Annotated in this window: 16 protein-coding genes; 10 read left to right on the plus strand and 6 right to left on the minus strand. The window is 71.9% G+C overall.

Annotated features, from left to right (window positions below):
• Positions 1–5 precede the first annotated feature (5 nt).
• The 3 genes from OG524_RS29550 to OG524_RS29560 all read left to right on the plus strand — a co-directional run bounded on the left by OG524_RS29550 (position 6) and on the right by OG524_RS29560 (position 4,708).
• Complete coding sequence (locus tag OG524_RS29550; RefSeq protein WP_405387670.1) at positions 6–2,171, plus strand: hypothetical protein; 2,166 nt, start codon at positions 6–8, stop codon at positions 2,169–2,171.
• Positions 2,172–2,247: 76 nt separating this feature from the next.
• Positions 2,248–3,795: a DUF6519 domain-containing protein gene (locus OG524_RS29555; protein ID WP_405387669.1), complete on the plus strand. Its 1,548-nt coding sequence runs from the start codon at positions 2,248–2,250 to the stop codon at positions 3,793–3,795.
• A gap of 28 nt (positions 3,796–3,823) precedes the next feature.
• Complete coding sequence (locus tag OG524_RS29560) at positions 3,824–4,708, plus strand: peptidoglycan-binding protein (RefSeq protein WP_405387668.1); 885 nt, start codon at positions 3,824–3,826, stop codon at positions 4,706–4,708.
• Between the two features lie 238 nt (positions 4,709–4,946).
• On the opposite strand, the gene OG524_RS29565 is transcribed toward OG524_RS29560, so the two are convergent.
• From OG524_RS29565 to OG524_RS29575, 3 genes are all read right to left on the minus strand, one after another.
• A complete protein-coding gene (locus tag OG524_RS29565) occupies positions 4,947–5,480 on the minus strand; it encodes a hypothetical protein (protein ID WP_405811986.1) in 534 nt (177 codons plus the stop codon).
• A 20-nt stretch (positions 5,481–5,500) separates the two neighbouring features.
• The gene (locus OG524_RS29570; RefSeq protein WP_405811987.1) at positions 5,501–7,783 is read right to left on the minus strand and encodes a hypothetical protein; all 2,283 of its coding nucleotides are present in this window, start codon (positions 7,781–7,783) and stop codon (positions 5,501–5,503) included.
• Between the two features lie 108 nt (positions 7,784–7,891).
• Positions 7,892–10,306: a GTPase-associated protein 1-related protein gene (locus tag OG524_RS29575; protein ID WP_405811988.1), complete on the minus strand. Its 2,415-nt coding sequence runs from the start codon at positions 10,304–10,306 to the stop codon at positions 7,892–7,894.
• 174 nt (positions 10,307–10,480) lie between these two features.
• Between OG524_RS29575 and OG524_RS29580 the strand changes: the two genes are divergently transcribed.
• A complete protein-coding gene (locus OG524_RS29580) occupies positions 10,481–11,320 on the plus strand; it encodes an alpha/beta fold hydrolase (protein WP_405387664.1) in 840 nt (279 codons plus the stop codon).
• Between the two features lie 132 nt (positions 11,321–11,452).
• On the opposite strand, the gene OG524_RS29585 is transcribed toward OG524_RS29580, so the two are convergent.
• Positions 11,453–12,211, minus strand: coding sequence for a DeoR/GlpR family DNA-binding transcription regulator (locus OG524_RS29585; RefSeq protein ID WP_405387663.1), 759 nt, complete (start codon positions 12,209–12,211; stop codon positions 11,453–11,455).
• A gap of 74 nt (positions 12,212–12,285) precedes the next feature.
• Between OG524_RS29585 and OG524_RS29590 the strand changes: the two genes are divergently transcribed.
• Positions 12,286–13,497, plus strand: coding sequence for an MFS transporter (locus OG524_RS29590; protein WP_405811989.1), 1,212 nt, complete (start codon positions 12,286–12,288; stop codon positions 13,495–13,497).
• Between the two features lie 82 nt (positions 13,498–13,579).
• On the opposite strand, the gene OG524_RS29595 is transcribed toward OG524_RS29590, so the two are convergent.
• Both OG524_RS29595 and OG524_RS29600 read right to left on the minus strand, forming a co-directional pair.
• Positions 13,580–15,172, minus strand: a complete 1,593-nt coding sequence (locus OG524_RS29595) for an MFS transporter (RefSeq protein ID WP_405811990.1) — start codon at positions 15,170–15,172, stop codon at positions 13,580–13,582.
• Positions 15,173–15,327: 155 nt separating this feature from the next.
• Positions 15,328–15,801, minus strand: a complete 474-nt coding sequence (locus OG524_RS29600) for a MarR family winged helix-turn-helix transcriptional regulator (protein ID WP_405387660.1) — start codon at positions 15,799–15,801, stop codon at positions 15,328–15,330.
• A 189-nt stretch (positions 15,802–15,990) separates the two neighbouring features.
• On the opposite strand from OG524_RS29600, the gene OG524_RS29605 reads away from it, so the two are divergent.
• The 5 genes from OG524_RS29605 (at position 15,991) to tdh (ending at position 22,914) form a co-directional block, all read left to right on the plus strand.
• Positions 15,991–16,446, plus strand: a complete 456-nt coding sequence (locus OG524_RS29605) for a MarR family winged helix-turn-helix transcriptional regulator (protein ID WP_405387659.1) — start codon at positions 15,991–15,993, stop codon at positions 16,444–16,446.
• A 163-nt stretch (positions 16,447–16,609) separates the two neighbouring features.
• A complete protein-coding gene (locus OG524_RS29610) occupies positions 16,610–17,416 on the plus strand; it encodes a hypothetical protein (RefSeq protein WP_405387658.1) in 807 nt (268 codons plus the stop codon).
• A gap of 9 nt (positions 17,417–17,425) precedes the next feature.
• On the plus strand, positions 17,426–19,552 hold the full coding sequence (locus OG524_RS29615; RefSeq protein WP_405811991.1) for a bifunctional serine/threonine-protein kinase/ABC transporter substrate-binding protein: 2,127 nt from the start codon (positions 17,426–17,428) through the stop codon (positions 19,550–19,552).
• Position 19,553: 1 nt separating this feature from the next.
• Complete coding sequence (locus OG524_RS29620) at positions 19,554–21,668, plus strand: bifunctional serine/threonine-protein kinase/ABC transporter substrate-binding protein (protein ID WP_405387656.1); 2,115 nt, start codon at positions 19,554–19,556, stop codon at positions 21,666–21,668.
• A gap of 217 nt (positions 21,669–21,885) precedes the next feature.
• A complete protein-coding gene (gene tdh / locus OG524_RS29625) occupies positions 21,886–22,914 on the plus strand; it encodes an L-threonine 3-dehydrogenase (RefSeq protein ID WP_405387655.1) in 1,029 nt (342 codons plus the stop codon).
• Positions 22,915–22,952 lie beyond the last annotated feature (38 nt).

Consider the following 22,952-nt stretch of genomic DNA (forward strand, 5'->3'; position numbering starts at 1 on the left):
GCCACATGAGCAGGGAACCCGACGGGCTCGCGGAGCTGCTCCCGCAGTGGCACCGGTTGCGGGACGAGGAGGGCGGGGAGCCGCTGCGGGCCCTGCTCGCGGTCATCGCCGAACAGGTCGACCGGGTGCGTGACGGCGTCGACCAGAGTTACGAGGACCTGTTCGTGGAGACGGCGGCGCCCTGGGTGCTGCCCTACCTCGGCGACCTCGTGGGCTACCGCCCGCTACCCGGGTACGAGCGGGTCCTGACGGCCGGACTCGGCGGCCCGGGCGACGGGGAGGCCCGCTCCCGGCTGGCCGAGGCGCTCGCCCCGCGCCGCGACGTCGCGGCCACCGTCGCGAACCGTCGCCGCAAGGGGACCCTCGCCCTGCTGGAGGAGCTGGCCCAGGAGGTCGCCGGATGGCCGGCCAGGGCCGTGGAGTTCTCCCGGCTGGTCTCCCACGAACAGCCGGTCAGGCTGTACGGGACGGGGACGGCGGCCGGCGACGTACGCAGGAGGTCGCGCGGCAGGACGGCCGACGTACGCGACGGCGCCCGACTCGACCTGGCGGGCGGCCCGTTCGACGAGCTGGCCCGGTCCGTCGACGTACGCAGGGCCGCGTCGCCGCGGCGGCAGGGCGGCCATTCCCCCGCCGGGGTGGGCCTGTTCGTGTGGCGGCTCAAGCCCTACCGGGTGAGCCGGGCACCGGCGTACTGCATCGACCGTGCCCGCAGCCTGTACACGTTCTCGATCCTGGGCAACGACACCGGGCTGGTCACCCGACCCGTGCCCGAACCCTCCGCCACACACATCGCGACCGTCGACCACGTGCCCGCGTCCATCAGCAGGCGGCAGCTCGCGGACCGGCTCGCCGACCACTACGGTCCCGGCAAGAGCTTCACGGTCTGGCGTGACGGGCAGGACGAGCCCGTACCGATGTCGGACATCGTCGTGGCCGACCTGACCGGCTGGCGCTACCGCCCCAAGCTCGGCCAGGTGGCCGTCGACCCGGTGCTGGGCCGGATCGCCTTCGGGTCCCGCTCCGCACCCCGGCAGGGGGTCTGGGTCACCTACCACCACGCCTTCGGCGACGACACCGGCGGCGGCGAGTACCCGCGCGAGCGCGTCACCTCGCCCGCCGCCCGGATCTACCGCGTGGGCCCCCGCCAGGCCCATCAGCGGATCATGGACGCGTACGAGCAGTGGCGCACCGACCGGCGGTCCGGGCACTGCGGTGCCGAGGGCATCATCGAGATCACCCACAGCGGCGCCTACCAGGAGCAGCTCGACTTCGACCTCGGCCGCGGCGACCGGCTGGAGCTGCGGGCGGCCGAGGGCTGCCGCCCGGTGATCCGGCTGCTCGACTGGTACAGCAACCGCCCCGACGCGCTCAACATCCGGGCGCAGGAGGACCCGCAGGACAAGGGCGACGCTCCCCGGATCGTCCTGGACGGACTGCTGGTCACCGGACGCGGGCTCCATGTCAGCGGACCCGTCGGCGCGGTCGTGCTGCGGCACTGCACGCTGGTGCCGGGCTGGTCGCTGGAGACCGACTGCGAGCCGCACTCGCCCGAGGAACCGAGCCTGGTCCTGGACCGGACCACCGCCTGCGTGTCCATCGACCGCAGCATCCTCGGCACCATCGAGGTGATCGGCGACGAGGTGAGCACCGATCCGCTGCCGATCCACATCCGCGACAGCATCCTGGACGCCACCGGCCACGACCTGCCGGCCCTGTCCGCCCCGGACTGCCGCCACGCGCACGCCGTGCTGCACGCGCACCGCACCACGGTCATCGGCGAGATCCACACCCACGCGGTGCGGATCGCCGAGAACAGCGTTTTCACGGGGCGGCTGCGGGTGGCCCGGCGCGGAATCGGCTGCCTGCGGTACTCCTACGTACCGCCCGGCTCCCGCACCCCGCGCCGTCACCGCTGCCGGCCGGACCTCGCGGGCGCCGACCTGGCCGGGCAGGTGCGCCCGCTGTTCAGCAGCGAGCGGTACGGCACCCCGGCGTACGGGCGGCTCGCCGACGGCGGACCGTGGCAGATCCGGCGAGGTGCCGACGACGGCTCCGAGATGGGGGTCTTCCACCAGCTGTACGAACCGCAGCGCGAGGACAGCCTGCGGGCCCGGCTCGCCGAGTACACCCCGGCAGGAACGGACGCCGGGATCTTCACCGTGACCTGACCGCCCGCTGTCCCGAGCCGACCCCGCCCGCCCCGATCTCTTCCGACAGACGTACCTCCGAGGGGGACCCCTTCCCATGCACGCAGATCTCTCCCGCGACACCTTCCGGCCGGACCGGCACTACGCGGCGGTCCTCGCCCAACAGGGCCGGGTCCAGCTGGACGCCGACGCCAACGAACAGGCCGCGATCCAGCTGCACCGGGCCCGGACCACCACCGCCGACCTGATCGGGCAGCACGGCGGCCCGCTCGGCGCGACCGGATTCGAGGTGGGGTTCCTGGGCGGCAGCCGGGAGCTCGACGACCTCTCGCTGGGCGGCGGCCGCTACTACGTCGACGGGATCCTGCTGGACGCGACCCGCCCGGAACCGGGCGTACCGGCCGATGAGGACGCCGCCGACGATACGGAAACCCCGGCGACCTGGACCTACTGGGACCAGCCGGACGGCCACCGGGACCCGGAGCGCCCCGGCGACCGGCTGCCCACCCAGTTCCCGTACCTCGCCTGCCTCAAGGTGTGGGAGCGCTCGGTGACCGCGGCCGAGGACCCGCTGCTGCGCGAGGTGGCGCTCGGGCCGGCGATGCCCGACACGGCGGCCCGGATCAGGACCGTCTGGCAGGTGCTGCCGCTGCCCGGCACGCAGTTGGAGCTGGAGGACGGGGCGACGAAGGACCAGGTCCGCGAGGCGTTCGCGCGATGGACGGCGGCACAGGCGCCCACCGCGCGGATGGCGGCACGCGGCGAGCGGCCCGAGCACGCGGACGACGCCCCCTGCCTGGTGGAGCCGGACGCCCGCTACCGGGGCCCGGAGAACCAGATGTACCGCGTGGAGATCCACCAGGGCGGCCCGGCGAAGGACGCCACCTTCAAGTGGTCCCGGGAGAACGGCTCCGTGACACTCCCGGTGGACGGACTCGACGGGACCTGGGTGGAGTTGGCATCGCTCGGCAACGACGACAAGCTCGGCCTGGACGTCGGCGACCAGGTGGAGTTCGTGGACACCGGCTACACCAGCAGGGGCGAACCGCTGCCGCTGCTGCGGGTCGAGGAGATCGACCTGCCGGGACGGCGCGTACGCCTCTCCGACGAGCCGCACCCCTCGGTCGGGCGACGCCCGGAACTCCACCCGTTCCTGCGGCGCTGGGACCAGCGGTCCGGATCCCGGCACGCGGGCGGAACGGGCCGTCCGAGGCAGTCCGCGGCGAAGCTGCGGGGCGGGGCGGTCCGGATCGAGGAGGGCGGCTGGCTGCCGCTGGAGGACGGCGTACTCGTGTACTTCGAGCCGGGCAGGACCTACCGGTCCGGTGACTACTGGACCGTCCCGGCCCGCACCGCGACGGGCGGTGTCGAGTGGCCGACGGACGCCGCCCGCCGCCCGCTCCTGCGGTCCCCGAAGGGCATCAGGGTCCACTACGCACCGCTGGCCTGGGTGCTGGGGGAGGGATCCGTCGCGGATCTGCGCATGACGTTCGCACCCCTGGCCGCCGTCATCCCCGCGGCCGACGAGCAGGCGCTCGCCGCGGAGGCGGAGGCCGAAGCGGAAGCGGAGGCTACGGAAAGCGCGGCCGCCGGTTCGGACGGCCGGACGGCGGGGCAGGACGACGAAGGACAGCCCGAGAACTGACGTACCACCTGGGTAAAGGAGCACCACGATGGCAACGCCCCTGTCCGCCGACCGACTGCTCAAGGCCCTGCGGGACGAGGGCCTGCAGGTCGTCGAGCACCGGAGCTGGCGCACACACAACCGCAACCACAAGGGCTCCTGGGGCCCCGTGCACGGGGTGATGATCCATCACACCGTCACTTCGGGCACGCAGAGCTCCGTGGACCTCTGCTACAACGGCCATTCGAGCCTGCCGGGCCCGCTGTGCCACGGAGTGATCGCCAAGGACGGCTCGGTCCACCTGGTCGGCCACGGCCGGGCCAACCACGCCGGGCTCGGCGACGACGACGTCCTGCGCGCGGTGATCAACGAAACGGCACTGCCCGCCGACAACGAGGCCAACACCGACGGCAACCGCTCCTTCTACGGCTTCGAGTGCGTCAACCTCGGTGACGGCAAGGACCCGTGGCCGGCCGCCCAGCTGGAGGCCATCGAGAAGGCGGCCGCCGCGATCTGCAGGGCCCACGGCTGGAACCAACGCTCGGTGATCGGCCACAAGGAGTGGCAGCCGGGAAAGATCGACCCGCGCGGCTTCACGATGGACTCGATGCGCGGCAGGGTCAAGACACGCCTCGCAGGCGATCCGGACGGCCCGACGAAGCCGCCCGCCCCCAAACCCCCGGCGAAGTACGAGCCGTTCCCCGGAGCCGCGTTCTTCCGGGCCGGCCGGCGCAGCGCCGTCATCACGGCGATGGGGAAGAGACTGGTGGCCGAGGGCTGCGGCAAGTACGAGGTCGGCCCCGGCCCGGACTGGTCCGAGGCCGACCGCAAGTCGTACGCCGCGTGGCAGCGCAAGCTGGGCTACTCGGGAACCGGCGCGGACGGCATCCCGGGCAAGGCCAGCTGGGACAGACTCAAGGTGCCGAACGTCTGAGCCGGTGTGCGGCGGCCCTTTTCCTGCGGAGGGGGCCGCCGTGCATCGGGCGGGCCGCGTCACGGGTCATGCGCATTTCAGCTCACGCTGCGCGAAGGCGGCGAGACGGACCTGGCGGCAAGGCGCCCCAGCAGAGTCGCTCGGGCAGCTCCGGGACGGCTTTGGTCTCACCTTCGGAACAGCCGGTGAGGGTGGCGAGCATCAGTATCGTCGAGCTGTTCCCGATCCTGTTCACTGATCACCGGCAGTCGAGTTCCCGCTGTGCGAACGTCATGAATTGCTTCAGTAGTTTCGGCAGGGCGCGACGTACTTTCTTCTGATCCGGTGAGTCGTGGACAAAAAGACTGAGGGCGACGTAACGGCCCGGTCCGGATGGGGATTTCGGGGATTCGCATTCGAAATACGTTGCGGACCCGGAAGGCCAGATGCGGCCCTTATCTCCCACGTCGAGCCTCGAGGTGCCTTCCTGCTCGTAGGTTGTCCAGTCGATGTTCTTCTCGTAGTCCCACAGGTCTGCGGACGCCGAGAATCCCGGGTTGCCGTCGATGCTGAGCGAGCAGCTCACCTTGTCCCGGTCCTTGGGCAGCTCGAACGCGGGGTCCGTGCGGAGGGTGGCCTCATCGCCTGTACCCAGGAGAGGTGTGACGTCATCGCCGGCGAAGGCGCCCCAACAGATTCGCTCGGGGATTTCCGGAGCGGCCTTCGTCTCGTCATTCGAGCAGGACGTCAAGGCTGCGACAAGGAGCACCGGGGCCACGGCCGCTGTGGTCATGTTTCTGATCGAGCACATGATCAGCTTCCCTCGTGGCGTGAGCTGGCTACGAGATCGCGGCCAGTCGAATGCGCCGAGCTTGTATGCGTGGAGGCCGCCCCCTTGTATTCGTTGATCTCCTCGCTTGTAAGGCCAGACCCCTTTGCCCCCGATTCCACGGCGGCGGCGGCTGCGTCCTTGGCTGCGCCTTCGGCCTGAGCGTAGGCTGTCCCCGAATCGCGGCGTGCTTCCGAGTCGTCGGACTTAGCGCTCTCCATCACGGAAGCGGTGACGTCTTCCTGTATCCATCCCGCCACGTCACCACCCAGTGGAATCATTTCAACGTACTTTGCGCCGGCGGCGGAAATAATTCGGTTGGTCCACTTCGCGTTGTCCTCCACGCCCTTGACGTATTCTTCCGCCTTGTGAGTGGCGGTATCGTGAACGGCCTGGGCTTTCGCCTCGGTCATCATGCCCGCGATCTCCCCTCCTGGATAAACGGCATTCTGCACGGCCAGGCCGGTGTCTCCGTGATTCTCGGGGTGCTGGAACACGTCATGCACCAACGCCGTCGTATAAGCCTGCTGTGCGTTCGTGATCGCGCCGTAGGCCTGGGGGTCCTGGGCCACGGCCCCGAGGAATCCTGCCATCTGGGACTTCTCGAATTCCGCCAGTTCTCCGAACGGCTTGATCTGGCCCGCGCCGTTCTCCGCCGTGGCCTGCAGGTCCGGCATGTACTCGGCGGCCATGTTGCCGAACTGCTGGGAGAGCCCGTTGAGCGGGCCGGGCGGGTCGCCGGGCTTCGCCGTCACCAGTTCGGGGTTCGTGCCGATCTTCTCGACGACCTTCTCCATCACATCGCCCATGGCCTTGGAGTGCGAGACCGGGGGCGCGTCGTCGTCGCCCGGTACGCGGCCGGTGACCGCCGCTTCGAGGGCGTTGCCCATGGCCGTCTGGCCGGGGGTGAACTCCCCGCCGACGGCCGTGTCGTACCAGTCGTCCGTCGGCTTCCTGTCGAGCATGTAGTCGACCACGCCCTGCGCGTCCTTGCCCTTGATCTCGGCGTCCGACAGCGTCACGATGCCGTCCTTGTTGGTGTCCTCGCGGATTTGCTCGTTGAAGAACTCCGTGGACGCCGCGGGGTTCTTGCTCATCGCCTCCATGAGGCCGGTCATCGGGTTGAAGCCCTTGCCGCCGGTCTCGTCGAGGTTGATGGCCATCTTCTGGTCGTACGGAAGGCTCTGGGCCCAGATCTCCGGGTTCTTCTTGTCCATCGCCACCATGTCGCGGCCGACCGTGGTGAGGAAGTCCTTGTCGTACGTGCCCTCCCTGAGGAGCGACCCCAGGGCCTGGTAGCCGTACACCTGGGTGCCGACGCCCGCGAAGCCCGACACGTCGACCTCCTTACGGCCCGCCTTCATGAGCTGCGTGGTCCAGGTGGCGTCCAGATGGTTCGGCGTCGATGTCTGCGTCGCGAGGCCGAGCATCGCGCCCATGTCGCTCTGCATGTTGCGGACCATGTTCACCCGGTCCTGGCCGGCCGGGCCGAGCGCCGTCGAGTCCAGTGACATCTTCGTGTAGGCCTCGAGCGTCCCTTCGGCTCCCAGTTTCCGGTAGAAGCCGGTGGCGAACTCGGGGTCGTCGCGGTTGTCGTCGATGATGTCTTCGAGGTCTTTCAGCGCCTCCACGTTGCGAGCGGTGCCGCCCTCACCCGTGACCTTCTTCATCAGGTCGGCCGCGCGGGCCACCTGCTCCGCGTCGAGGCTCTTGTACGTGGGTGCGCTGAAGTCCTTGCTGTCCTTGACGTTTGCCATCAGGGCCCGATTCAGGGATTCGTCGGCGTCGGAGCAGTCCTCGACGAGCCGGTCGACGCGCTTCTGCCAGGCGATCACCGCGGCCTTCTGCTTACGAAGGGCCTCCGGGTAGTCGGGGTCGTTGCGCGCCCCCGCGTCGTCCTTCAGGTCGTACCGGGGCGACACCTTGCCGGCGGCGCTCACCACGATGCCGGCCCCGGGCCCCTCAACGTCCCTGATGGTGACGAGCGCGTCCTTGGCCGCCTTGAAAGAGGTGTGTGCATCGGCGAGCAGCAGTTTTATACCCTTGGCCTCCGCCGCCGCGTCCTCGAATTCCTTGGCGGTCTTCGTGATGAAGGCCTTGGTGACGCCCGCGTTGACGCCCTCCCATTCGGCCTTGTCCGATTTGACCTTCAGGCCGGTCCGGGCGTCATCGGCGAGCTGTTCCAGCCTGGTGACCATGTCCGACCAGTCGTCGGCGGCGGACTTGAGCTTGCCGACGGGCGCGTTGACGACATCATCGAACTTCACTTCGTTCCCCCGAAGGTTCCGCAGGTGACCGGGTGGTCGTGCCCGGCCGCGCGACAGCCTAACCGAGTCGGCATTGCCGTCGTGCGCACATGCAACTACTCCCTGTCGTCACCCCCTGCGCACCCGCCCCACGATCCGCTTGCCGAGGCGTCCGATCGAGCGGGACGGCCGGTTCCACGTACGGAAGGCGTCGAGGGTGCGGCTGCTTCCGCCGCGTTCGACGGCCGCCTCCACCGCCGTGACACCTTCCGGGGACAGGGTGCGCACCGCGGGGCGCAGGACCTCGTCGAGCAGGGTGGTGCGGGTCCGGGTCCAGGTGTCGCCCGCGTGCGGGTGGGCGGTCCATACGGTGAAGCAGTCCGCCACGTACGAGGGTTCGTCCCGCAGCCGGGTCAGGATCTCCTCGCGGTGGGCGACCCGGCCGTAAGCCGCGATCAGGTCCTCGTCGTTGCTGTGTACGAATGCGTACAGCTCCGCCTCGGGGCGGTCGGGGGCTAGCAGCCGTCGGGCCAGGGCGCCGTAGGCGTGCTCCAGGACCAGGGGCTCGACCGGTTCGGCGAGGGCGCGCAGGGAGCGGGCCCGTTCCGTCCAGCCGGGCTCCGTCGCGCCGGAGCGCACATCGCGGGCGAATTCCAGCAGCAGCAGGGAGGCGCGCACCCGGGCGCCGATCTCCTGGGGGAAGCTGCGCAGCAGGTCGTGGGCGAGTTCCGGGGCGTCCTCGTCCTCGAAGGGGGCGCCGAGCGCGGCATCCACCAGGCGCGCCCAGGTGCCGGCCGTCCGGTGGGCGTCGGACGTGGTCTCGCCCAGCAGCGAACGGGCCTCTCCCGCCGTGGGGGTGTCCTCGCCCCACACCAGGCCCACGGCCGTGCGCAGCACCAGCGGCTCGGCGAACGGGGACATGCCCGCGGCCCGCAGCACCGTGTGCAGGACCATCACCCGGTCCGCCCCGCGCGCCTTGGCCCCGGGCGCCTCCGCGCACATCCGCAGATGCGGCAGCGCCTGCGTCCCGGTGAACGGCAGCGCCACCTGGCCCAGCAGCCGCTCCGTCCCCGCCGGGTCGTCCGGAGCGAGCCGGTCCAGCTCGCCCAGCAGTGCCGTACGTACGTCGAACTGCTCGTCCAGCAGGTCGAGCAGCGCGCGGCACCCGCCGGTCTCCGGGTCGTCGAGCAGCGCACGGGCCAGCCGGTGCACGACCCCGGGCAGCAGTTCCTCGCAGTCCACGTCGAGCAGCCGCACGATCCGCAGCAACTGCACCGTCCTGGCCACACCCCGGGGCACCCCGGCGGCGAGTTCGGCCAGCAGTTCGTCCCCGAGCTCCTCGACCAGCGCCGCGGCCGCGCGTTCCCCGGCGGGTTCGGCGAACGCCGAACGCGCCGGGGGTTCGAGCGTGACGTCGCCACCCCGCACCGCCTCCGTCACCAACAGCGCGGCCAGCGGAGCCGTGACCGCGGCCGGGCAGCGGCCGTCGAGGGCTGTGAGCAGCCGCAGCGCCGCGGCGCATTCGGCGGGCGTACGGTCGTCGGCGGGCGCCGTGAGCGCCTCGGTCAGCTGCTGCGTCCGCTTCTCGTCCAGCGCGTACGGCCGGCCGGCCGCCCAGTCCGCCGCCGCGGCACGCTCGTTCGACCCGAGCGCGATGCCCGCACCCAGCGCCGTCACGGCGAGCGGACCGGCGGCGAAGGGTTCGCCCGGCAGCTCGGCCGCGTCCCGGAACAGCTCCGGGGCCCGGCTGCGCCAGATGCGCGCGGCGGTTCCCGCCCAGGCGTCGTCCACCGTCCCGGCGGGGCGCGGCCCCGTGGCGGCGTGCACCCGGAAGCGGGGGTCGCGCGCGTCGGGCGCGTCCTGCGGAAGGACGCCCAGGACCTGGTGCGACATGGTCCCCGGATGCCGGGTGTACGTGGTGAAGGTCAGCCGCTCGGCGTGCTCCCGGGGCAGTACGGCGGTGGCCAGGGCGACCCACCGGGCCACATCCGCGCTCTGCCGTTCCACGAGCACGACCGGCGGTGCGGACCCGTCCTCACTCACCCGGCGCAGATCGCTCAGGACGGCGGCCAGCCACGGGCTGCGGGACACGGCGAAGTCGCCCAGCCCTTCGCGGGACAGACCGCGCGAGAGGCTGTGGGACGCGGACAGCGAGGTCAGCGGGTCGGGCAGCGCACGGTCCGGCGTCGTGGAGAGCCACCCAGCGGCCCCCCACGCGGCGACCGGGAGCGCCTGCCCGGGCGGCGGCGTGCCCGCCGGGAGATGGACGGCGTGCGCGTGGAAGCCACCCGTACCGGCGGCGACCGTACGACTGAGCAGATGGCTGCCGTCGGAGAGCGCGGTGAAGCTGAACGCGACGGGCAGCGCGCGGAGTTCGGTGTCGGTGAGGCGCCCGGGAGTGCCCGCCGGAGCCTCGTAGGCGAGCAGCGGTCCGGCCTCGGCGCGGACCGGACCGGGTATCGCGGGGTCGACGGCGGTGAACCGGCCGCCGGGCTCCCCGTCCCCGGCCGTACCGGAGGTGTAGTGCAACTGCGCGAGGCTCATGCGTAGGTCCTTATCCATGCCACGTCCGTCCGGGCCCACCGCGGTCACAACTCCGCGAGGGAGCGGTCCGTAGTCGCTCGGGCGACGCTATCAAGGCCCGGGCCGCACGCTCTCGTTGTCGTCCTGAGCCGTGCCGCCGTGCCCGGGCGGCGACGCGGGTCTAGGTTGGCCGGTATGACCGATGTGCTGCTGTCCGCGGGAGTGGTGGAGTACGAGGACACGGGTGGCGACGGGCCCGTGGTGGTGCTGCTGCACGGCGTCGCGATGAACGGTTCGCTCTGGCGCCACGTGGTCGGCGAGCTGCGCTCCGGCTTCCGGTGCGTCGTGCCCACGCTGCCGTTGGGCTCCCACCGCCGGCCGATGCGCCCGGACGCCGATCTGACGGTCCCTGGAGTCGCCCGGCTGGTGGCGGAGTTCCTGGAGGCGCTGGACCTGCGGGACGTCACGCTGGTCATGAACGACTGGGGTGGGGCGCAGGCCCTCGTCGCGGACGGGCGGGACCAGCGGATCGGCAGGCTGGTGATCACGTCCTGCGAGGCGTTCGGCAACTTCCCGCCCGGCCTGCCCGGCCGCAACCTGTACGCCTCGGCGAAGCTGCCCGGCGGCCTCCGGCTCGCCTTCGCCCTGCTGAAGCTGAAGCCGATGCGCAGACTCCCCGTCACCTGGGGGTGGATGAGCAAACGCCCGGTGCCGCCCGAGGTGATGGACAGCTGGTTCCGGCCCCTGTGGACCTCCGCCGCGATCCGCCGGGACCTCAGGGCGTACGTACTCGGGGTGCCGCCCGAGGAGGAACTCCTCGGATGGGCCGAGGCGCTGCGGGAATTCGACCGCCCCGCACTCGTCGTCTGGGCCACCGAGGACAAGGTCATGCCGCTCGCCCACGGGCGTGCGCTGGCCGAGCTGCTGCCCCGCGGCGAGCTGGTGGAGATCGCCGACAGCTACACCCTGATCCCGGAGGACCAGCCGCAGCGGCTGAGTGAGGCGATCAGGGCGTTCCTGCTGAAGACCTCCTGAGCGCGCCCGCAAATCTGGAACCGGGGCAGGCACTTGTACGCGCCCGCGCATCCGAGGCCGCGGTCGGGCAGTCATACGCGCCTGCGCACACCTGCAACCCGCGCCCGCGCATCCGAGGCCGCGGTCGGGCACTCACACCACCCGTACGTCCACACCCAGCGCGCGCAGTGCCTCCACCTCGTCGCCGGGAGCCGCCGTGTCCGTCACGACCGTGTGCAGCCCGGGGGCCGGGGTGACGAGGGCGAGGGCGGTGCGGGACAGCTTCGCGGCGTCGGCCACGGCGACGACACGGCGGGAGGACGCGATCGCGGCCCGCTTGACCGCCGTGTCCTCCAGGTCGTAGGCGGTCAGCCCGTCGGCGGCGGTCAGTCCGCAGCAGCCGATCACCGCGGTGTCGAAGCGCAGTGAGGCCAGGGAGGCCTCGGTCAGCGGTCCGGTCAGCGCGAGCTCGCCGGGGCGCGGCCGGCCACCGGGCAGCAGCAGGGTCAACCCGGTCTCCCCGGTCAGGGCGTTGGCGGCGTGCAGGGACAGCGGCATCACGGTCAGCCGGCGGTGGGCGAGGGCGTGGGCCACCTCCAGGCAGGTGGTGCCGCTGTCGACGACCACCGACTCACCGTCCGTGATCAGCGAGGCCACTTCGGCCGCGATGCGCCGCTTGGTCTCCAGGCCCTCCCGGGCCCGCAGGGCGAAAGGAGGTTCCTCGCCGCGCAGCACCAGGCTCCGCGCCCCGCCCCGGTACCGCTCCAGGACACCCTGACCGGCCAGCGTCTCCAGATCACGGCGGATCGTCATCTCCGAGGCACCGGTGAGCGCGGCCAGCTCCGCGACTGTTCTGCGGCCCGTCTCCAGGACCGCGTGCGTGATCTGCTTCAGTCGGTCTGCGCTCGCCATGGAGCAAAGTGAACACCAGAAGTGTGCGTAAAACAAAGTTACGCTCAGAAAATCTGTTTGTTAGGTTGGCGCGCATGGAAAGATCTCTGCGGGTCGGCCGACTGGCCACCTTCGTCTACTTCACCCTCTGCGGCTTCGTCCTGGGCATGTGGATCGTCCACATCCCCACCATCGAGCAGCGGGTGAATATCAGCCACGCCGTCCTCGGCTGGCTCCTCCTGCTCCTGGGCGGCGGGGCCTTCGCGGGGATGCAGCTGATCGGCCCGCTCAGTGACCGCTTCGGCGCCCGCAAGGTCGTACCGGTCAGTTCCGCGCTGTCCTGCGCCGCCCTCGTCCTGCCCGGCCTGGCCACCGGCCCGTGGACCCTGGGCGCCGCGCTCTTCGCGCTGGGCTGCACGACCGGATGCCTGGACGTCGCGATGAACGCCCACGCCGTGCAGGTCGAACGGGGCTACGGCCGGCCCGTGATGTCGGCGTTCCACGCCATGTTCTCCATCGGCGGGGTCTTCGCGGCACTCGTCGGCGCCTTCACCCTCGGCCGGGACTGGAGCCCCGCGGTCACGCTCACCGCCATGGCCGCGCTCAGCCTCGTCGTCACCCTGGCCACCGTGCCGGCGCTCATGCCCCCGGAAGCGGCCCCGGCCGGCACCGGTGCCGAGGGTGACGCCGGTCCGAAGTCCGCCAGGCGCCCCGTACCGCGCCGCATCTGGATCATGGCGGCGCTCGCCCTCATGCTGATGCTCTCCGAAGGCGTGGCCGGCGACTGGAGCGCCCTGCACCTCAAGGACGTGCTCGACGCCTCCCCGTCGACCGCTGCCTTCGCGTACGGCGCCTTCGCCACCGCCATGACCGTCGGCCGTCTGCTCGCCGACCGGTTCGCCGCGCGCTTCGGCCCGGTGGCGATCCTCCGCTACGGCTCCGGAGCGGCGGCCGCCGGACTCGTCCTGGCCGCGCTCTCGCCCACGATCCCGGTGGCCCTGATCGGCTGGACGGTCTTCGGTGCCGGTCTGTCCGGCACCATCCCGCAGCTCTTCAGCGCCGCGGGCCACATCGATCCGGCCGCCGCGGGCACGAACGTCTCGCGCGTGGCGGGCCTCGGCTACATCGGCATCCTGGCGGGCCCCGCGGTGATCGGGCCGATGACCCACTTCATGCCGCTGAACCTCACCTTCTTCCTGCCGGTGGCCTTCTGTGTCGTCGCCTGCCTGACGGCCCCGATCCTCACGTCCGGTTCCGCGAGGACGGCCGGGGCCACGAGCAAGGAGCCCGCGCCCCAGGAAGCCTGAACCATCCCCGCGCCGAGCGCGGATGCGCGGGCCGACGCCCTCGCGCCGGTCCACGCATCGCGGCCGGGAACCACCGGGAGTGTCAGTGCCCGGCGTCGACCGGTCCGGCGCCGCGCCGAAGGCCGAACCCGGCCAGGAGCGCGCCCACGACACAGAGGACCGCGGTGACGATCACCGCACTGTGCACCCCGTTCATGAACGCGTTGCCGCTGCCCTCGACGACGGCTGCCCTCAGCTGGGCGGGCATGTCGCCGGAGACCGGTGAGACACCCATCGCCACGGCGTCCTTGGCCTCCGCCAGACCGGCGGCCGTCTGTGCCGGGACACCGGCGGAGGTCAGCTCACCGGTGAGGGTGGAGCCCACCTTGCCGCTGATCAGGGAGACCAGCACGGACGTGCCGAGCGCGCCGCCGATCTGCAGGGCGGTGGCCTGCAGACCGCCCGCGACGCCGCCGTCCCTCTTGGGGGCGTTGCCGACGATCGCGTCGGAGGACGCGGACATCACCATGCCGACGCCCAGACCGATCGCGAGGAACGGCGGCCACAGGGCGGCGTACGAGGAGTCCGCGTCCCAGGTGAGGATCCAGACGGAGGCCGCCGCCTGGAGGAGCATGCCGAGCGGCATGGTCAGACGCGGGCCGTAGCGCTGGGTCAGTGCGGCCCCGAGCGGGGACGCGACCACCGTGGCCAGGCTCAGCGGCAGGGTGCGGACACCGGCCTCGACGGGGGTGAAACCGCGCACGTTCTGCAGGTACATCATCAGGAAGAAGATCACGCCGAGCAGCACGAAGAAGTTGATCGCGGTGACGAGCGTGCCGATGGTCAGGGCAGGACTGCGGAACAGCCGCATCGGCAGCAGCGGGTGCTGGACACGGGTCTCGTACCAGCAGAAGGCGGCCAGGACGACCAGCCCCCCGGCGAGCGCGCCCAGGGTGCCGACGGACGTCCATCCCCAGGTCTCGCCCTTGACCACGCCGAAGACGAGCGAGACGAGTCCGACGGCGAGCAGGACCACGCCGGGTACGTCGAAGCGGTGGTGGCCCGTGGAGTCCTTGCTCTTCGGCAGGACGAAGGCGCTGAAGGCGAGCGCGACCACACCGATCGGCGCGTTGATCAGGAAGACGGACTCCCAGTTGACGTGTTCGACGAGGAGTCCGCCGACGATCGGACCGAGCGCCGTGGAGCAGGACGCGACCATGGCCCACAGGCCCACCGCCATGCCGAACTTCCGCGGCGGGAAGACCGCGCGCAGCAGACCGAGCGTGTTCGGGATCAGGAGCGCCCCGAAGAGGCCCTGCAGGGCTCTGAAGGTGATGACGCCCTCGATCGAACCGGACAGGGCGATCGCGACCGACGCCACGGTGAATCCGGCGGTGCCGATCAGATAGAACGTGCGCCGTCCGACCCGGTCGCCGAGCTTGCCGCCCAGGATCAGGAACGCGGCCATCGCGATCAGATACGAGTTGGTGACCCACTGCAGGTCGGCGGTGGACGCGTTCAGCTGCCGGCCGATCTCCGGGTTGGCGATCGAGACCACCGAGCCGTCGAGGTTGACCATGAAGAGGCCGATGGCGACGGCGATCAGCGTCAGCCAGGGGTTCGCGCGCCTGCCCGTCGGGGCGTCCGGAGGAGCTTCCGAGGGCAGGGGGGACTTGTCCACGGTCGTGGAGGACATGGAAACGCCTTGTCTGTGTACGTACTTCGGGGGTGCGGAGAAGGCGTGTCGCGTCAGTACGCGGGGGCGCCCGGCCGCGGGGACGTGGACCGGCAGCGGTCAGGGGCCCGGGTCCTCGTGAGGACGCGGGCCCCTGACCGGACGGCGAGGGGGTGTCAGCCGGCGGGGGTGCGGAGCCGCCCGCTCAGCGACGTCAGCGCACCCAGAGCCGCACCGAGGGCATCGAGCTCGCCGTCGGTGAGGGTGTGCAGGGCGCCCGCCACATGGCCTTCCTGGAGCAGCCGCGCCTCGGCGAGCCGTTCCCGGGCGGTGGCCGTGGTGTACAGGTGGGCGACCCGCTTGTCGGCCGTGTCCCGCCTGCGCTCCAGCAGCCCCGACTCGGTGAGCTGGGAGACGAGGGCGCTGACGTTGTTCGGCTTCATCAGCAGTGCCTCGGCGGACTCCCGGACCGTGATGCCCTCATGTTCCTCGACGAGGAACAGCAGGGCGAGCTGCCCCTCCGGGAGCCGCGGATGCGGGAACTCGCGGCCGACATGCCGCTCAAGGCTCCGCTGCAGCACAGGCAGGACGGCCACGAGCGCGGAGGCTACGCGGTCGACGTCCTGGGAGGGCGCGGTGGAGTGGGGCATGTCCCCCAGTGTAGGTATGCCGAGATACCTATGTCAAAATACATAAATGTTCTGTGGGCCGCCGCCGGCCGGTTCTCGGCGCCCGGGTGCGCCCGCGTGACCGGGAGGCTGACGCGGGGCATTTCGCCGTGATGGTATATCTGCAGTTGAGAGACCCGGCGCACGGTGAAGGCGGTCGAGAGAAGGACCATGGACAAGCCCACGCACTTGATCGAGTTCGAGACCATGCTGCTCGGGCGGCACGTGCAGCTGAGCGCACCCCGGCTGAGGCGGAACAACCAGAACCTGGACCGCAGCGCCTACACCCTGCTCAGCCGCATCCGGATGGAGGGCCCGATGTCCATCGGGCAGCTCAGCGACGCCTTCGGGCTGGACGCCTCCACCCTGAACAGGCAGACCGCCGCCATGCTGCGCGCCGGGCTCGTCGAGCGCATCCCGGACCCCGACGGCGGGATCGCCCGCAAGTTCCGCATCACCGATGAGGGCGGGCGCAGCCTCGACGCCGAGCGGTCCGCGAACGTCCACGGTCTGGAGAAGGTCCTGGCCGCGTGGGACCCGGAGGAGGTCGCCGCCTTCGCCGCGTACCTCAAGCGCTTCAACACCGACATCGAGAACCTCGACGGGCGCCCCTGGCCCCGCCCCTGAGCGCGCGGAACCCGTTTCGTCACACCCGTGTCCCGCTTGTCGCACCGGCGCAACAGTTCGCCGGATCTTCGTGCGGGGCGGACGGCTGCTCCTATGATCTGAGCGGCGTCCTGGAGACGGGGACTTCGGAGATGGGGGACTCGAAGATGGGGGACATCAACTCGTGAGGCAGTTAAGGCCGTTACACCGGTACGGCATTCCGATTCTGGCCCCGCTGGCACTCCTGGCGGCCTGTTCGAGCGGGGACGACAGCACCTCTGCCGCCAGGAGAGCGGACGCCTCGACAGCGGTACCGGGCAAGGACACGGCGTCCCCGACCCCCACCCCGGTCCTCGATGCCGATCCCACCAGGCTCCCCAAGGACCGGGAGGCCGCGCTCGACCTCATCGGCCGGGTCATCGCGGACCCCGAGAGCTTCGGCCCGGGAGTGGTGAAGCGCAGCCCGTACGAAAGCGATCCGGCCACCTGGCCGGTCCTCGGCAGCGACTGCGCCTGGCACCAGGAGAAGCCCGCGAGCAACGTCCTCGCCACCCTCACCCGGTCCTTCGAGGTGCCCGCCGCGCAGGGCAGGGGGCCCGTGCGGCTCTCGGCGGTCGTCACCGTCCACCGCACCCGTGACGACGCGCGGTGGGAGATGGCCGAGTCGATCGAGGAGACGATGCGCTGCCCCACCCAGCAACTGCAGCAGGGTGAGCGGATCGGCTCGATGATCTCGGGCGCGCTGATGGGCGGGGAGGGCGGACAGTCCACGTCGGAGGACTCGCTGACCGAGTCCGGGGAGTACTCCAGCACCGCGCTGGGCGGCCCGCACGCGTACTTCTGGCAGCAGGCGCAGAGCCTGCAGTTCACCGTGGCCGCGACGGGCAGGGGCGCCGAGGGGCGCACCGAGGAGGAGATCTCCGGCCTGGTGATCCAGGGACTGAGCACCATGCTGGTGCGGATCGAGTCCGCCGTCGAGAAGCAGAGCTGAGGACACCCGATGGACGAGCTCCGGCCCACCGACCCCGCACGCATCGGCGCCCACCGGCTGCTCGGACGCCTCGGCGCCGGCGGCATGGGGGTGGTCTACCTCGGCCGTACGGACGCGGGAGCGACCGCCGCGATCAAGGTGATCCTCCCGGAGTACGCCGGGGACGACGAATTCCGGACCCGGTTCCGCCGCGAGGTCGAGGCGGCACGCAAGGTCCGCAGCCCCTGGGCCGTCGCGGTCATCGATGCCGAGACCGAGGGCGAACGCCCCTGGCTGGCCACCGCGTTCGTCCCCGGCCCCTCACTCGCCGAGGCGGTCGCCCGTTGCGGCCCGATGCCCCTCCGCAGCGTGCGGGTCCTCGCGAGGCTGCTCTCCCGTGCCCTGACCGCCGTACACACGGCCGGACTCGTCCACCGGGACGTCAAGCCCGGCAACGTCCTGCTCACCGCCGACGGCCCCCGGCTCATCGACTTCGGGATCGCGCGGGCGGGCGACGCCACCGCGCTCACCGCCACCGATCTCGTCGTCGGAACCCCCGGCTTCCTGTCGCCGGAGCAGGCCTCCGGGGGCGGTACGGTGCCCGGGCCCGCGAGCGACGTGTTCTCCCTCGGCTGTCTCCTCGCGTACGCCGCCACCGGCCGGCCGCCCTACGGCAGCGGGGCCGTGGACGCGTTGCTGTACCGCACCGTGCACGACGAACCCGACCTCGACGGGATCGACGACGCCGAACTGCGCGCCCTGCTCGCCGACTGCCTGGTCAAGAACCCCGCCGACCGGCCGACAGCGCGGCAGTTGGACGAGCGCATCGTCGAGGACGCCTCGCCCGGGTCCGTCGAGTGGCTGCCCGAGGACGTCGTACGGCTGATCGCGGACCGGTCCGCCGCGATGCTCGCCCTGCCCGGCATCGAGCCCACCATCGCCGACGAGCCCGCGCCCGGACCGCCGGGCAGACGCCGGTTCCTCTCGCTGGCGGCCGCCGGGGCGGTCGTCGTGGCGGGCGGCGGCGCCTTCGCCGCCTGGGAGGCGCTGCGCGACGACGAGGGCGCCGGCGGGGCGAAGTCCGGCGAACGGGCCTGGATCATCGGGGTGCAGGCCGATCTGTCCGGGGCACGGAAGGCGGCGGGCAAGGCTCAGGAGCGTGGGGCGCGCGTCGCGGTCGAGCGCTTCAACTCCCGTAAGGACAAGCCCTACACGCTTCAGCTCAAGGTGCTCGACGACCGGGGCGATCCCGCGCGGGCGGTGAAGGCCGCCGAGGAGTTCGCCCGCGACCGTGACGTGCTCGCCGTCATCGGTCCGACCGGCGACGCGGAGACCGGCGCCGTCCTGAGCGTCTACGACGAGGCGATGCTGCCCCTGATCACGGTGTCCTCACTGGCGATCGCCTATGCCCCCCGGTCCAAGAAGTCCTTCTTCCAGGCGTCCCCTTCGTACGTCGTCCTGACCCAGCCGATCATCACCAGGCTCGTGCTGCGGCCCGACGTCGAACGCCTCGGCGTGCTGCTCGACCGTGCCGGAGGACTGGCCGCCTACACGGGGGGCTACGGGGCCAACCTCCTGACCCCGGTCCTCACCACCGGGACCACCTATCCGAGGGTTGTGCCGGCCGGCGCGCGGGATCTGGGCCCGGTCATCGCCGACATGCTCGCGAACAAGAGCGACGCCCTCTTCTACGCCGGGGACGAGGCCGGTGCCGCGCGCACCGCACAGGCACTCGCGGCCACCCCGTTCGAAGGGCCCCGGATGGCCATGCACACGGCCATGGGCCCCGGGTTCATCGAGGAGGCGGGCGACGCGGCCACCGGATGGGAGTTCACCGCCCCGTACACCGACGCGACCGCACCCGCCGCGAAGGAGTTCGCCGCCGCGCACCGCAGGAGCTTCGGCTCCGCGCCCGCACACTGGGCCGCCGAGGCCTTCGACGTGGCCGGGCTCGTCATCGACGCCCTCGGGGCCTTTCCGGAACGGCCCTCACGGACCGCACTCGTGGCACGGATCGCCAGGTCGACGTACAAGGGGATCTCCCGGACGTACGCCTTCGACGAGAAGCAGATCCTCGTGGGCAAGGACGCGTATCTGTACCGGGTCGAGAACGGCCGCTACCGCTTCGTCGGCCCGGCGCCGAAGGCCGGGAGCTGACGTGCGGCCGCTCACCTCCGAGGATCCCCGGGCCGTCGGTGAGTACCGCACGCTGGTCCGGCTCGGGGCGGGCGGCATGGGCGTCGTGTACCTGGCACGTTCGCCCGGCGGCGAACTGGCCGCCCTGAAGGTGATCCGCGCCGAGCACGCCGCCGACCCCGGATTCCGCGCACGTTTCCGGCGCGAGGCCGAGGTGGCCCGGCGGATCGCCGGACCCTGGGTGGTCCCCGTGACCGGCGCGGACACCGAGGCCCGTGAGCCCTGGCTGGCCACCAAATTCGTACCGGGTCCCTCGCTCGCCGAAGCGGTCGATGTGCAGGGGCCGTTGCCGGTCAGCACCGTGCGGGCCCTCGGCGCCCGGCTGGCCGTGGCCCTCGCGGCGGTGCACGAGGCGGGTCTCGTCCACCGCGACGTCAAGCCCGGCAACGTGCTCCTGGCGCTCGACGGGCCACGGCTCATCGACTTCGGCATCGCACGCCACGACGGCGCCACCGCCCTCACCGCGACCGGCGCGGTCATCGGCACACCCGGCTTCCTGGCCCCCGAACAGGCGTCGGCGGGAGAGTCGGGACCCGCCGGGGACGTCTTCTCGCTCGGCTGCGTCCTCGTGTACGCGGCGACCGGACACCGCCCCTTCGGGCAGGGCGTGGCGGCGGGGGTCCTCTTCCGGACCGTTCACGAGGACCCGGACCTGGACGGCCTGCCCGGCGAACTGCTCGGCACGGTCACGGCCTGCCTGGCCAAGGACCCGGCGGACCGCCCCACCGCCGCACAGGCCGCGGAGCGGCTCGCGGACCCGGGGGAGACGGCGTGGTCGGTGCCCGGACTCCCCGCGCTGATCGCCGAACGCTCCTCCGCCGCGCTCACCCTGCCGGACCCCGAACCCCTCCCCACGGTCGTCGACCCGGCGCCCGCGCGGCAGCCCTCCCGGCGCCGCGTGCTCGTCGCGGGAGCCGCCGGGGCCGTCCTGCTGAGCGGCGGCGGCACCGCCGCGTGGCTGGCAGGCCGGCGTGAGGACGCGTCCGGCGGCCGGTCGCCGGCATCCGGCCCCCGGCCCACGCACACCATCGGCCTGCACGCCGACATGAGCGGACCCGGCAGAGCCACCGGCCTCGCCCATCAGCGGGGCGCCCAGCTCGCCGTCGCGGCCCACAACGCCCGTACCGACGCGCCCTTCCGGCTGGCCCTGCGCACCGAGGACGACACGGGGACCACCGAAGGCGCCCTCCGGGTCGCCGGCCGGCTGTCCGCGGACCCGAAGGTACTGGCCGTCGTGGGCCCCACCACGGACCGCACGCCCGGCGCAGTCGTCACCCGCTACGGCGAGAGCCGCCTCGCCGCGGTCGTCGTCGCGGCCGGCACCTTCACCGACCTGGAAACCTCCCAGTCCGTGTGTGTGATCCGGCCGCTCGACGAAGCGCTCCCCACGGGCCTGATCCACTACGTCGTCCACGTCAGGCCGGCCCGGCGGATCCACGTCATCGAGGACGGCGCCGACCCGGCGGGCAGCTGGCCGATCACGGACGTGTTCCGCGATGTCGCCCTGACCGGAGCCACCGTCACCGTGCACACCGTCAAGGCTGACGACGGCTTCGGCCCCGCCGCCCGGTCGGCCGTCTCCGCCCGCGCGGACACCGTCGTCTACGCGGGCGGGCTGCCCACCCGGGGCGCCCGCTGCGCCCGCGCCCTGGCCGACGCCGGATTCACCGGGACGCCGCTGTCCACCGGCCCCGTCCTGGCTCCCGCCTTCCTCCGGGACGCCGGGGACGCCGGAGAGGGGTGGGTGTTCTCGGAGGCCTACACCGACCCTTCGGCCGCCCCGGCCGCGAAGGCGTTCACCGTGGCCCACCGTGCCCGGTTCGACGCCCCGCCCGGCCGCTGGTCCGCCGAGGCGTACGACGCGGTCGGCCTGATCGCCCGCGCCGCCGAGACGACCAGCGCGACGGACGCGGAGCGGGGCGGCGTCGCCCAGCGGCTTCTCCTGCTCGACCACCAGGGCATCAGCCGGCGCATCGCCTTCCACGGCCCCCGCCTGGTGCGGAGCGAAACGGGGATGTTCCTCTACCGGATCGAGGACGGCAGGGCCCGCTGGCTGGGGCCGTACGCGAAGGTCTGAAGAAGATCTACGGCAGCGCTTAAGAAATCCTCGATGGACCTGGAGGGCCGGGGTGCGGCACAGTCTCCGTGACGGCGGAAAGGACCAGTGGGCCGTGCGCGGAGCCGATCCGAGCCGCCCCGTCCGCCGTACCCCCAGTCACCCCGGGCCGCAGGCCGCCTTCGGCATGCCCCCGGCCCGGGGTATTCACCAGGACCAGGTACAGGGAGCCGCAGCCGTGAAGGCACTCGTGAAGCAGAAGGCCGAGCCGGGACTCTGGCTGACGGACGTGCCGGAGCCCGAGATCGGCCCCGCAGACGTCCTGATCAAGGTCCTGCGCACCGGAATCTGCGGCACCGACCTCCACATCCGTGACTACGACGGCTGGGCGCGGCAGGCCGTGCGCACCCCGCTCGTCCTCGGCCACGAATTCGTCGGCGAGGTCGCCGACCTCGGCTCCGACGTCGTCGACATCAAGGTCGGCGACCTGGTCAGCGGCGAGGGCCACCTGGTCTGCGGGAAGTGCCGCAACTGCCTCGCCGGACGGCGCCACCTCTGCCGCTCCACCCTCGGACTCGGCGTCGGCCGGGACGGGGCGTTCGCCGAATACCTGGCACTGCCCGCCTCCAACGTCTGGGTGCACCGGGACCAGGTCGACCTCGACGTCGCCGCGATCTTCGACCCGTTCGGCAACGCCGTGCACACCGCGCTGTCGTTCCCGCTGGTCGGCGAGGACGTGCTGATCACCGGCGCGGGACCGATCGGCATCATGGCCGCCGCCGTCGCCCGTCACGCCGGCGCCCGCAGCGTCGTCATCACCGACGTCAGCGAGGCCCGCCTGGAGCTGGCCAGGAAGGTCGGCGTCAGCCTCGCCCTGAACGTCGGCAAGGAGACCATCGCCGACGGCCAGCGCCACCTCGGCCTGCGCGAGGGCTTCGACATCGGCCTGGAGATGTCCGGCCGCCCCGAGGCGATGCGGGACATGATCGCGAACATGACGCACGGCGGCCGGATCGCGATGCTCGGACTCCCGGCCGGCGAATTCCCCGTCGACTGGTCGCGCGTCGTGACCTCGATGCTCACGATCAAGGGCATCTACGGCCGTGAGATGTACGAGACGTGGTACGCCATGTCCGTACTGCTGGAGGGCGGCCTCGACCTCGCCCCCGTGATCACCGGACGGTACGGATACCGCGACTTCGAGGCCGCGTTCGACGACGCCGCGAGCGGCCTCGGTGGCAAGGTCCTGCTCGACTGGTCCGCCTGACCCGCACCCCGTACCCCCGGCCCGTAACCACCTGGGAG

The organism is Streptomyces sp. NBC_01520, from assembly GCF_045040375.1.
Taxonomy (GTDB): Bacteria; Actinomycetota; Actinomycetes; order Streptomycetales; family Streptomycetaceae; genus Streptomyces.